We start from the raw sequence: 10,996 nt of genomic DNA, 5'->3' as shown, positions 1-10,996 counted from the left end.
TCAGACGTCCTTCGCCAGCCTGTCCGCGAGCCCGATGTAGCCGCCGGGCGTCAGCTCGCGCAGCCGCTGCTTCGCATCCTCCGGCAGCTCCAGCGATTCGACGAAGGCGCGCATCGACTCGGCGGTGATGCCGTGGCCGCGCGTCAGCGCCTTGAGCTGTTCGTAGGGGTTCGGCAGGCCGTGGCGGCGCATCACCGTCTGCACGGCTTCGGCCAGCACTTCCCAACTGGCGTCGAGGTCGGCGGCCAGCCGCTCCGGGTTCACGCTCAGCTTGTTCAGGCCGCGCTGCAGGGCGTCGAAACCGATCAGCATGTGGCCGAAGGCGGTGCCGAGCGCACGCAGCACGGTGGAGTCGGTGAGGTCGCGCTGCCAGCGGCTGATCGGCAGCTTGATCGCGAAGTGCTCGAACAGCGCGCTGGCGATGCCGAAGTTGCCTTCCGCGTTCTCGAAGTCGATCGGGTTGACCTTGTGCGGCATGGTGCTGCTGCCCACTTCGCCGGCCTTCACCGCCTGCTTGAAATAGCCCTGCGAGATGTAGCCCCAGACGTCGCGGCACAAATCAATCGCGATGGTGTCGATGCGCTTGCTGGCGTCGCACAGCTCGGCCACGCCGTCGTGCGGTTCGATCTGGGTGGTATAGGGCTGCCAGTCCAGTCCCAGCGATTCGACGAAATGCTTCGAGAACGCCGGCCAGTCGATATCCGGATAGGCGGCGACGTGGGCGTTGTAGTTGCCGACCGCACCGTTGATCTTGCCCGGCATCGGCAACCCGGCCAGCACTTCGCCTTGCCGTTGCAGGCGCGCCACCACGTTCGCCAGCTCCTTGCCGACGGTGGTGGGCGAGGCGGTCTGGCCGTGGGTGCGCGAGAGCATCGGCAGCGCCGCGTGCTCGTGCGCCATCGCGCGCAGCTTCTCGATCAGTGCGTCGAGCTTCGGCAGCAGCACCTCCTGCCGCGCCTGGCTGAGCATCAGCGCGTAGGACAGGTTGTTGATGTCCTCGCTGGTGCAGGCGAAGTGGACGAATTCCAGCGCCGGGCCGAGCTCGGAGTCGTCCTTCAGGCGCTCCTTGATGAGGTATTCGACCGCCTTGACGTCGTGGTTGGTGGTGGCCTCGATGGCCTTGACCCGCGCCGCATCCTCGACCGAGAACCCATCGGCCAACGCGCGCAGGCGCGCGGCAGCGGCGTCGGAGAACGGAGCCAGCTCGGGAATGCCGGGGGCATCCGCCAGCGCCAGCAGCCATTCCACTTCCACCTTCACGCGGGCGCGGATCAGGCCGTATTCCGAGAAGATCGGGCGCAGCGGATCGACCTTGCCGGCGTAGCGGCCGTCGAGCGGGGACAGGGCGGTGAGGGCGTCGGACATGGGCATGGGGCGCTGCGGAGAATCCGCAATTCTAAACCGCGCCGGGGCTATGCTTGCTTTCTGCTCGTCATTCCCGCGAAGGCGGGAATCCAGCTCTTGAATACCTTGCAAGCCAAAAGCTGGATTCCCGCCTTCGCGGGAATGACGGCCCCAACCCAATGGAGTTGTGACATGGCAAAACGCACCGCTTTCCGCATCGAACACGACAGCATGGGCGAGTTGCAGGTGCCCGCCGATGCGCTGTGGGGCGCGCAGACCCAGCGCGCGAAGGACAACTTTCACATCTCCGGGCGGCCGATGCCGGAGGCGTTCGTGCGCTCGCTGGCGCTGGTCAAGGCCGCCGCCGCCGTGGTCAACGGCCACCTCGGCCTGCTGGATCGCGCCCGCGCCGACGCCGTCATGGAGGCCGCCACCGCGGTGGCCGGCGGCGCGCACGCCGACCAGTTCCCGATCGACCGCTATCAGACCGGCTCCGGCACCTCCAGCAACATGAACGCCAACGAGGTGATCGCCCACGTCGCGGCGGCAGCCTCGAAGCTGGCGATCCATCCCAACGACCACGTCAACCTCGGCCAAAGCAGCAACGACACCATTCCCACCAGCATCCGAGTAATGGCGGCGCTGGAAGCCAGGCAAACGCTGCTGCCGGCGCTGGCGCACCTGCGCAAGACGATCGACAAGCGCGCCAAGGCCATCGGCAAGACGGTCAAGACCGGCCGCACGCATCTGATGGACGCGATGCCGCTGACCTTCGCGCAGGAGTTCGGCGCGTGGTCGGCGCAATTGGAATCGGCGCAGGCGCGCATCGAGGACAGCCTGAAGCGCGTGCGCCGGCTGCCCATCGGCGGCACCGCGATCGGCACCGGCATCAATGCGCATCCGAAGTTCGGCAAGGGCGTGGCGAAGGCGCTATCGGCGGCGACCGGCGCGAAGTTCGAGCAGGCCGCCAATACCTTCGAAGGACTGGCCGCGCAGGACGATCTGGTGGAGCTGTCCGGCCAGTTCAGTGCGCTGGCGGTGGCGCTGATGAAGATCGGCAACGACCTGCGCTGGATGAATTCCGGGCCACTGGCGGGCCTCGGCGAGATCGAACTGCCTGCCTTGCAGCCGGGTTCCTCGATCATGCCCGGCAAGGTCAATCCGGTGATCCCCGAGGCGCTGTGCATGGTCTGCGCGCAGGTCATCGGTTTGCACCAGGCGGTGGTGGTGGCGGGGCAGAGCGGCAACTTCCAGCTCAACGTGATGCTGCCGCTGATCGCCTGCAACCTGGACGAGGCCAACGGCCTGCTGGCGAACGCGATGCGCGAACTGGCCGACAAGGCCATCGCCGGGCTGCGCATCCGCAAGGACGTGGTGGCCGATGCGCTGGACCGCAATCCGATCCTGGTCACCGCACTCAATCCGGTGATCGGCTACGAGAAGGCGGCGAAGATCGCCAAGCGCGCCTATGCCGAGAATCGGCCGGTGCTGGAGGTGGCGCTGGAAGACAGCGGCCTGCCGGAGAAACGCCTGCGCGCGCTGCTCGATCCGGCCGATCTGACGACGGGCGGCATCAAGGACTGAGCGCGCCCGGCCATCGGCAAGCTGCGCAATCCGTCATTCCCGCGACGGCGGGAATGACGGGCGAAAACAAGGCGACGCCGGGCGATGATCGCTCGGCGTTTGCGCTCAGTTCCCGCCCAGGTTGAACGTGATCGGCACCACCACCTCGGCGGCGGTCGGCTGGCCGCCGCGCGTGGCCGGCTGGAAGCGCCAGCGGCGTACGGCTTCCAGCGCGGCGCGGTCGAGGTAGCGGTTGCCGCTGCCTTCCGCCAGTTCGAGCCTGTCCACGCTGCCGTCGGCCGCCACCATCACCCGCACCCGGACCGTGCCGCCGGCGCCCATGCGCAGGGCTTCCTGCGGATAGCGCGGCGCGGGCGAATTGAGCGGCTGCGGAATGGCGCGGTCGCTGTCGGTGGGTGCGGGCTGCGACGCCGGAGGCGGCGGTGCGACGGGGCGCACGGGCGCTTCCAGAAGCCTCGGCTGGTCGCCGGTGGGCGCGGCGGCCACGTCGCTGGCGCTGTCCTTGCCGACCACGCGCAGGCCGCTGGCGTTGCCGGCCAGGTCTGGCGGTAGCGGCGCGGGCAGGGCATCGACCTGGCCGGGCGCGGCCGGCGTGCCGTCGGCCTTGTAGAAGTCGTAGTCGTGGCGGGACTTGAGCCAGACCAGCAGGAACAGCAGCAGGCCGACGGCAAAGGCCAGTGCGGCCAGCTTCAGCACGGTGGGCGACAGCAGCGGCGGACGCTGCGGGCGTTGCGGTTCGGGTGCGGACATGTCCGCATTCTTGCACAGCCCGCGCGATGCCCTGCCAGCGGGCGCCCGCTCGGCGATAATGGGCGTTCACCCGTCTCACTGATGGTCCCATGCTCGATCCCGTCCTGCTGCGCAACCAACCCGCCGACCTCGCCGAGCGCCTGCGCGCCAGCCGCGGTTTCGAACTCGACGTCGCCCGGCTGGAAGCGCTGGAGTCCGCGCGCAAGCAGATCCAGGTGCGCACCCAGGAGTTGCAGAACCTGCGCAACACCCGCAGCAAGCAGATCGGCATGCTGAAGGCGAAGGGCGAGGACGTGTCCGCGGTGATGGCGGAAGTGGCCGGCTTCGGCGAGGAACTGAAAGCGTCGGAAGTCGAGCTGGAACGCATCCGCGCCGAGATCGACGCGATCGCCCTCGGCATTCCCAACCTGCCCGACGCCTCGGTGCCGCTGGGCGGCGACGAATCCGGCAACGTCGAGCAGCACCGCTGGGGCAGCCCGCGCGCGTTCGATTTCGAGGTCAAGGACCACGTCGAACTCGGCACGCGCAACGGCTGGCTGGACGGCGAAACCGCGGCCAAGCTGTCGGGCTCGCGCTTCACCGTGCTGCGCGGCCAGCTGGCCCGCCTGCACCGCGCGCTGGCGCAGTTCATGCTCGACCTGCACACCGGCGAACACGGCTACGAGGAAACCAACGTGCCGGTGATCGTCAACGCCGAGTCGATGCGCGGCACCGGCCAGCTGCCGAAGTTCGAGGAAGACCTGTTCTCCACCCAGTTGGGCGAACACAAGCGCTACCTGATCCCGACCAGCGAAGTGCCGTTGACCAACATCGTCCGCGACGAGATCGTGGAGGCGGAAAAGCTGCCGCTGCGCATGACCGCGCATTCGATGTGCTTCCGCTCCGAGGCCGGCAGCGGCGGCCGCGACGTGCGCGGCATGATCCGCCAGCACCAGTTCGAGAAGGTGGAGCTGGTCAGCGTCGCCAAGCCCGAGGAGTCCGACGCCGAGCACCAGCGCATGACCCGCTGCGCCGAGGTCGTGCTGGAGAAGCTCGGCCTGCCGTACCGCCGCATGCTGCTGTGCAGCGGCGACATGGGCTTCGGCGCGACCAAGACCTACGACCTCGAAGTCTGGCTGCCCTCGCAGGACACCTACCGCGAGATTTCCTCCTGCTCCAACTGCGGCGATTTCCAGGCCCGCCGCATGCAGGCGCGCTGGCGCAACCCGGCCACCGGCAAGCCCGAGCCGGTGCATACGCTCAACGGTTCCGGCGTGGCGGTGGGCCGCGCGCTGATCGCGGTAATGGAGAACTACCAGAACGCCGACGGCAGCATCGACGTGCCGGATGCCTTGCAGCCGTACATGGGCGGGGTCGCCCGCATCGGTTGATGCCGAGCTTCATCGTCGCGTAAAAAAACGGGCCCGCGATGCGGGCCCGTCGCGTTCCGGCAGGGGAGGGAGGGAACGCGAAAGGAACCGTCAGGCCGCCAGCGGCAGCGCGTGGTCGATGTGCGCCTGCGCGGCTTCCAGCGCCTGGCTGCGCAGCTCCGGCGAAATGTTCAGTCCTTCCGCGCTGACGAATTCCACGTCGTCGATGCCAAGGAAACCGAGCACCTGGCGCAGATAGGGTTCGACGAAGTTGCGGCCGCTCTCGGCCGGATGCAGGCCGCCATAGGTCGCCGCGACGATCACCTTCCTGCCGCCGGCCAGACCCTGTGGGCCCTCGGCGGTGTAGCGGAAGGTCTTGCCGGCCACCGCGACGCGGTCGATCCACGCCTTGAGCTGGCTGGGAATGCCGAAGTTGTACATGGGCGCGCCCAGCACCACCACGTCGGCGGCCAGGAAGTCCTGCATGGCGCGCGCGGAGCGGGCGGCCTCGGTGGGATCGGACTTGGCCAGGCTGGCGCCGTCGAGGTGCGGAAGCGCATGCTCGCCGGCAAGGTCGCGATGCTTTACCTGGGCGCTCGGCGCATCGCGCAGCAGGCGGGCGACGATGGCGGCGGTCAGGGCGCGGCTGGCCGAGTTCTGGCCGAGCACGCTGGAGTCGAGATGCAGGATGTTCATGGCGGTGTTCCCGTGCGGATGCGGCCAGCGCCGCGTTGGGAACATCATGGGTCGTTGCATTTCAGCAATAAACAAGCTTGAATATCACTGTTCGTTCCATATTCGGAATTATCGCGATGCAGGATCTCAACGACCTCTACTACTTCGCCGCGGTGGTGGACCACGGCGGATTCGCCGCCGCCGAGCGCGCGCTGGGCATTCCCAAGTCGCGCCTAAGCCGGCGCATCAGCGCGCTGGAAACCGAACTGGGCGTGCGCCTGTTGCAGCGCTCGACGCGCCGCTTCGCCGTCACCGACGTCGGCACCAGCGTGCATCGCCACGCGCAGTCGATGCTGGCCGAGGCGCAGGCCGCGCGTGAGGCGGTGGATCGCCTGAGCGCCGAACCGCGCGGCAGCGTGCGGGTCAGCGTGCCGGTGTCGATGGCGCAGCACCAGTTCCCGAAGCTGCTGCCGGAGTTCATGGCGCTGTACCCGAAGGTGCGCGTGCAGTTGATCGTCAGCAATCGCCGGGTCGACGTGATCAACGAAGGCGTCGACGTCGCCATCCGCGTGCGCAGCAAGCTGGACGAGGACGGCAGCCTGGTGATGCGCAGCTTCGGCCAGATCCAGGAACTGCTGGTCGCCAGCCCCGCCTACCTGGACCGCGCCGGCCGCCCGCGGACGCCGGAGGAGCTGGCCGACCACGTGACCCTGAGCGTCAACGAGGACGACGCCCGCCAGCGCTGGGAACTGCACGGCCCGGACGGCGAGGTGCGCCGGATCGAACTGCAGCCGCGCGTGACCGGCTTCGACTTCCCGATGATGCAGGCCATGGCGGAAGGCGGCATCGGCATCACCCTGCTGCCGGAAACCATCTGCGCCGACGCCGTGCGCCGCGGCGACCTGGAAGTGGTGCTGCCGCAGTGGCGGCTGCCGCAGGGCATCGCCCATGCCGTGTTCGCCTCGCGTCGCGGCATGCTACCGGCGGTGCGCGTGTTCATCGACTTCTTGGCGCAGAAGCTGCCGCCGATGCTGGAAGCGGCGCGGCTGGAGTGCAGCGATCCGGAATGCCTGAAGCGCAAGGCGCAGGCGGGGAAGAAGAAGGGGTAGTGGCGGAAGCGGTGAGATTCGAACTCACGGATGGTTTGACCCATCGCCGGTTTTCAAGACCGGTGCCTTAAACCGCTCGGCCACGCTTCCGTAATTGCTGATTGTCATGCGCCGCTTGGCCGGCGCATCCCGCGCCTCGCATCGGCCAGCGGGTACGCCGCCTTTCGCTTCGGCATCCCGCTTGAGCGAGCAAGACCGGCGCCGTGAGCCGTTGAGCTGCGCTCCTGCGGCGGCCATTGTCGCATGCCGAACCGGTTTCGCGGCCGATGCTCAGCGCGCGTAGCCGCGCAGTAGGTCGATGAGCCTACGGGCCTCCGCCTGCCGTTTCGCTTCATCGGATTCACCGGCCACGTGCTCGGCGAGATGGCCGGACATCACTTCCATCATCAGCGCGTGCATCGCGCCCTTGGCGGCGGCGGCCTGCACCAGGATGTCGGTGCATTCCGTTTCCGCGTCGAGCGCTTTTTCCAGCGCGGCCACCTGGCCGGCGATCCGGCGCACGCGCGCAAGCAGCTTCTTCTTGTCCCGAATGACGTGCGCCATGGGGGAAGACCATATACCCTATGGGGGTATTTTTCCAGAGTGTTGACGCCATGAGCCTCGAAGCCCTCGCCGACGCACGGCGCCACACCCATGCGTTCGACCGCGGCAATCCGCTGGCCGAGCGCAACACGCGGCGGGCGATGTGGCTGACGCTGGCGATGATGGTGGTAGAGATCGCCGGCGGCTGGTGGTTCAACTCGATGGCGGTGCTGGCCGACGGCTGGCACATGAGTTCGCACGCGCTGGCGCTGGGCCTGTCGGCGTTCGCCTACGTCTGCGCGCGCCGCTACGCCCACGACCGGCGTTTCGCCTTCGGCACGTGGAAGATCGAGATTCTCGGCGGCTACACCAGTGCCATTCTGCTGCTGGGCGTAGCGGCGCTGATGGCGGTGCAGTCGGTGGAGCGGCTGCTGCATCCGGGTGCGATCCATTACCGGCAGGCGATCGCCATCGCGGTGGTGGGGCTGGCGGTGAACCTGATCTGCGCGTGGTGGTTGCGCGACCACCACGCGCATGATCACCACGACCACGACCACGACCACGACCACGACCACGACCACGACCACGACCACGACCATGGACATGGACATGATCTGAACCTGCGTTCCGCCTACCTGCACGTACTGGCGGACGCTGCGACATCCGTATTGGCCATCGTCGCCCTGCTGGGCGGGATGTATTTCGGCGCCGCCTGGCTGGATCCGGCGATGGGACTGGTGGGTGCGGCGCTGGTGTCGGCCTGGGCCTGGGGGCTGGTGCGCTCCAGCGGACGCATCCTGCTGGATGCGCAGATGGACTTGCCGGTGGTGGCCGAAGTGCGCGAGGCGATCGAGGGCGGCGCCCTCCCGGCGAAGATCAGCGACCTGCACGTCTGGCAGGTGGGGCGGGGCAAGTTCGCCTGCGCGGTGGAAGTGGTGGCCGCGGCCGGTGTGGATGCCGATGCGGTCCGCCGCGCGCTCGGCGTGCACGAGGAATTGGTGCACGTCACGGTGGAGATGGTGCCGGTGGGCGCGTATTAGCGGAACCGCATGCGGTTCACCCACCTTGCATGACGAAATGCTCCTGCGGTCAGTCGCAGGTCAACAATGCGTGGACGGGCACATCCAGCGCCACGGCGATCTTCTCGATGTTGTCGAGCGAAATGTTCCGGCGCAGTCGTTCGACGTGCGCGATGAACGTCCTGTCCAGCCCCGCTTCAAGCGCCAGCGCGTCCTGCGACAGGCCGCGTTCGGCGCGCAGGCGCTTCATGTTGAGCGCCAGCAAGACGCGAGCACTCTGCGGTTGGGGAGGTGTTCTGGACACTCCCAAACTGTCAGGGTGTGTGGTATATGTGTCACCGGTGTTTAAGACACTATTTGGGTCTGCCGCCACGGGGGCAAGAGGCGGCAGGGATTGGAGGAATGCAATGGGGGCGTTGTTCTATCTGGGGCTTGCCGTGTTCGTCATCGGAGGAATCGGAACCCTAATCGCTTCGTTCAAGGTCAGCTTCTTGTGGGGGCTGGCATGCTTCATTCCGCCCGTGTCCCTGATTTTTCTGATCCTGCACTGGGACGTTGCCAAGAATCCGTTTTTCCTGCAGTTGACTGGGTTCGCGCTGATGTTTCTTGGCGCAGGTTTCCAATAGCATGATGGGCGATGCGAGCCAACGCCGATTTGCAGCGCATTGGGCATCGGTTTGGAGGGAATCGTGAAGGTAAAAGATTTGATCTTGCTCGTTGTTCTTGGCGCTGGCGCGCTCTATGCCTATGACAAGATCAAGTCCGCCTCGTCTCTGCAAATCCAGGAATCGGAACAGCCGGCAAGGCGATCTGTTCGGCCTGCTGCGCCAACGTCCGCGCCGGTAGAAGACCGTTCATGGATCAAACCAAGAAGCGAACAGCCTTCTGTGGCAAGCGCATCTTCGTACCAATGCGACGGCAGGACGCATTGTTCCCAAATGCGCTCGTGCGATGAGGCGAAATACTTTATCCAGCATTGCCCCAACACGGAGATGGACGGCGATGGCGACGGCATCCCTTGCGAGCGGCAGTGGTGCAATTAGCTGGCATTGCCCGTTCGTGAGGCGGCAAGGGCACTCGATGGACAGCGGCTAGAATCCGGTTTTCTGCTGTGAAGCCCGTCATGCCCTACACCCCCATCGTCGCCACCCTCGGCTACGTGCTCTCGCCCGACCGCGAGCGCGTGCTGATGATCCATCGCAACGCGCGTCCCGGCGACCATCATCTCGGCAAGTACAACGGCCTCGGCGGCAAGCTCGAGCCGGACGAGGACGTGCTAGCCGGCATGCGCCGCGAGCTCCGCGAGGAAGCCGGCATCGAATGCACGTCGCTGCGGCTGCGCGGGACGATTAGCTGGCCAGGCTTCGGCAAGCACGGCGAGGACTGGCTGGGCTTCGTGTTCGTGGTCGATGCGTTCACCGGCACGCCGCCGGAGCGCAATCCGGAAGGCGCGCTGGAGTGGGTGAAGCGCGATCGCATCCTCGATCTACCGCTGTGGGAGGGCGACCGCCATTTCCTGCCGCTGGTGTTCGACGACGATCCGCGCCCGTTCCACGGGGTGATGCCGTACCGCGACGGGCGGATGCTGTCGTGGAGCTATTCGCGCGCCTGACGCGCGCGCCGCGCGGTCAACGCTGCGGCCAGCGCAGCGCCTTCACCAGCAGCTGGAACGCGGGCGAGGACTGCCGGCGGCTGGGGTAGTACAGGTGGTAGCCGGGGAAGGGTGGGCACCAGTCGCCGAGCACGCGGCGCAGGTGCCTGCTGCGGAGTTCCGGTTTGACGATGTCGTCCGGCAGGCAGGCCAGGCCGAAGCCGTCCAATGCGGCCTGCACGATGTGGCGCGGGGTGTTGAAGGTCAGCCGGCCTTCCACGCGCACGTTGATGGTGCGGCCGTCGCGCTCGAACTCCCAGGCGTACAGGCCGCCTTGGCGCATGAAGCGCAGGTTGATGCAGTCGTGCGCGGTCAGGTCCTGCGGCGTCTTCGGCACGCCGCGTTCGGCGAGATAGGACGGCGCGCCGACCACCGCCATCCGCAGCGGCGGGCCGATCGGCACCGCGATCATGTCGCGCGCCACCTGCTCGCCGAGGCGGACGCCGGCGTCGAAACCCTCGGCGACGATGTCGGTGAGGTTCTGGTCGGCGACCAGTTCGACGCGGATGTCGGGATGGGCGCGCAGCAGTTTGGCGAGCTTCGGCCACAGGATCGCGTCGATCGCCGGTTCGAGGCTGTTGATGCGGATCGTGCCGGCGGGCTTTTCGCGCAGTTCGCTGAGGCCGGATACCGCCGCTTCGATCTCGTCGAAGCCCGGGCCGATGCCGTCGAGCAACCGTTTGCCGGCGTCGGTGGGCGTGACGCTGCGAGTGGTGCGGTTGAGCAGGCGGATGCCGAGCCGGGCTTCCAGTCCGCGCAGGGTATGGCTGAGCGCGGACGGCGAGACGCCCAGCTTCGCCGCGGCGCGGGTGAAGCTGCCCTCCCGCGCCACGGTCAGGAAGGCGAGCAGGTCGCTGTGGTGGTCGCGGGCCATCGCGTCGATTCCGATTGTTGAGCCGGAATCATAAGCGCATGCCGATTGCGCCATCTAATCCGCGCAATGCCGCGGGTGCAGACTGCCGGCCTGTCGCGGTCGGCTCCCGGTCGCGGCCC

At 67.4% G+C, this 10,996-nt stretch carries 13 protein-coding genes and 1 tRNA gene; 7 read left to right on the top strand and 7 right to left on the bottom strand.

Annotation, left to right across the window (positions count from 1 at the left end):
* The gene (gene purB / locus H9L17_RS01505; protein ID WP_187571811.1) at positions 1–1,365 is read right to left on the bottom strand and encodes an adenylosuccinate lyase; all 1,365 of its coding nucleotides are present in this window, start codon (positions 1,363–1,365) and stop codon (positions 1–3) included.
* Between the two features lie 171 nt (positions 1,366–1,536).
* Here purB and H9L17_RS01500 point away from each other — a divergent pair, with 171 nt between their 5' ends.
* Complete coding sequence (locus tag H9L17_RS01500; protein WP_187570626.1) at positions 1,537–2,928, top strand: class II fumarate hydratase; 1,392 nt, start codon at positions 1,537–1,539, stop codon at positions 2,926–2,928.
* A gap of 105 nt (positions 2,929–3,033) precedes the next feature.
* On the opposite strand, the gene H9L17_RS01495 is transcribed toward H9L17_RS01500, so the two are convergent.
* Complete coding sequence (locus H9L17_RS01495; protein ID WP_187570625.1) at positions 3,034–3,678, bottom strand: energy transducer TonB; 645 nt, start codon at positions 3,676–3,678, stop codon at positions 3,034–3,036.
* Positions 3,679–3,767: 89 nt separating this feature from the next.
* Between H9L17_RS01495 and serS the strand changes: the two genes are divergently transcribed.
* The gene (serS, locus tag H9L17_RS01490) at positions 3,768–5,048 is read left to right on the top strand and encodes a serine--tRNA ligase (protein ID WP_187570624.1); all 1,281 of its coding nucleotides are present in this window, start codon (positions 3,768–3,770) and stop codon (positions 5,046–5,048) included.
* Positions 5,049–5,138: 90 nt separating this feature from the next.
* Here the strand turns inward: serS and H9L17_RS01485 are convergent, their stop codons facing one another.
* On the bottom strand, positions 5,139–5,723 hold the full coding sequence (locus H9L17_RS01485; RefSeq protein WP_187570623.1) for an FMN-dependent NADH-azoreductase: 585 nt from the start codon (positions 5,721–5,723) through the stop codon (positions 5,139–5,141).
* A gap of 116 nt (positions 5,724–5,839) precedes the next feature.
* Here H9L17_RS01485 and H9L17_RS01480 point away from each other — a divergent pair, with 116 nt between their 5' ends.
* Positions 5,840–6,811: a LysR family transcriptional regulator gene (locus H9L17_RS01480; protein ID WP_187570622.1), complete on the top strand. Its 972-nt coding sequence runs from the start codon at positions 5,840–5,842 to the stop codon at positions 6,809–6,811.
* On the opposite strand, the gene H9L17_RS01475 is transcribed toward H9L17_RS01480, so the two are convergent.
* Both H9L17_RS01475 and H9L17_RS01470 read right to left on the bottom strand, forming a co-directional pair.
* Positions 6,812–6,901, bottom strand: a tRNA-Ser gene (locus H9L17_RS01475). It lies immediately after the preceding gene.
* A gap of 180 nt (positions 6,902–7,081) precedes the next feature.
* Positions 7,082–7,354, bottom strand: coding sequence for a metal/formaldehyde-sensitive transcriptional repressor (locus H9L17_RS01470; RefSeq protein WP_187570621.1), 273 nt, complete (start codon positions 7,352–7,354; stop codon positions 7,082–7,084).
* A gap of 50 nt (positions 7,355–7,404) precedes the next feature.
* Between H9L17_RS01470 and dmeF the strand changes: the two genes are divergently transcribed.
* Positions 7,405–8,373 (top strand): CDF family Co(II)/Ni(II) efflux transporter DmeF, encoded by a 969-nt coding sequence (gene dmeF, locus H9L17_RS01465; RefSeq protein ID WP_187570620.1) that lies wholly within the window; start codon positions 7,405–7,407, stop codon positions 8,371–8,373.
* 49 nt (positions 8,374–8,422) lie between these two features.
* Here dmeF and H9L17_RS01460 read toward each other — a convergent pair whose 3' ends face one another.
* Positions 8,423–8,602: a helix-turn-helix domain-containing protein gene (locus H9L17_RS01460; RefSeq protein ID WP_187570619.1), complete on the bottom strand. Its 180-nt coding sequence runs from the start codon at positions 8,600–8,602 to the stop codon at positions 8,423–8,425.
* A 157-nt stretch (positions 8,603–8,759) separates the two neighbouring features.
* Here H9L17_RS01460 and H9L17_RS01455 point away from each other — a divergent pair, with 157 nt between their 5' ends.
* The 3 genes from H9L17_RS01455 (at position 8,760) to H9L17_RS01445 (ending at position 9,964) form a co-directional block, all read left to right on the top strand.
* Positions 8,760–8,978, top strand: a complete 219-nt coding sequence (locus H9L17_RS01455) for a hypothetical protein (RefSeq protein WP_187570618.1) — start codon at positions 8,760–8,762, stop codon at positions 8,976–8,978.
* 312 nt (positions 8,979–9,290) lie between these two features.
* Complete coding sequence (locus H9L17_RS01450; RefSeq protein ID WP_187571810.1) at positions 9,291–9,395, top strand: excalibur calcium-binding domain-containing protein; 105 nt, start codon at positions 9,291–9,293, stop codon at positions 9,393–9,395.
* 80 nt (positions 9,396–9,475) lie between these two features.
* Positions 9,476–9,964, top strand: a complete 489-nt coding sequence (locus H9L17_RS01445) for an NUDIX hydrolase (protein ID WP_187570617.1) — start codon at positions 9,476–9,478, stop codon at positions 9,962–9,964.
* Between the two features lie 16 nt (positions 9,965–9,980).
* Here H9L17_RS01445 and H9L17_RS01440 read toward each other — a convergent pair whose 3' ends face one another.
* Entirely contained in the window at positions 9,981–10,877 is an 897-nt protein-coding gene (locus H9L17_RS01440; protein ID WP_187570616.1) for a LysR family transcriptional regulator, read from the bottom strand.
* Positions 10,878–10,996: the final 119 nt, after the last annotated feature.

Origin of the sequence: Thermomonas brevis, from assembly GCF_014395425.1 — a bacterium.
In the GTDB taxonomy this organism is placed as follows: domain Bacteria; phylum Pseudomonadota; class Gammaproteobacteria; order Xanthomonadales; family Xanthomonadaceae; genus Thermomonas; species Thermomonas brevis.
The sequence above is the reverse complement of the archived record's forward strand: the minus strand, read 5'-3'. Positions and strand labels throughout refer to the sequence as shown.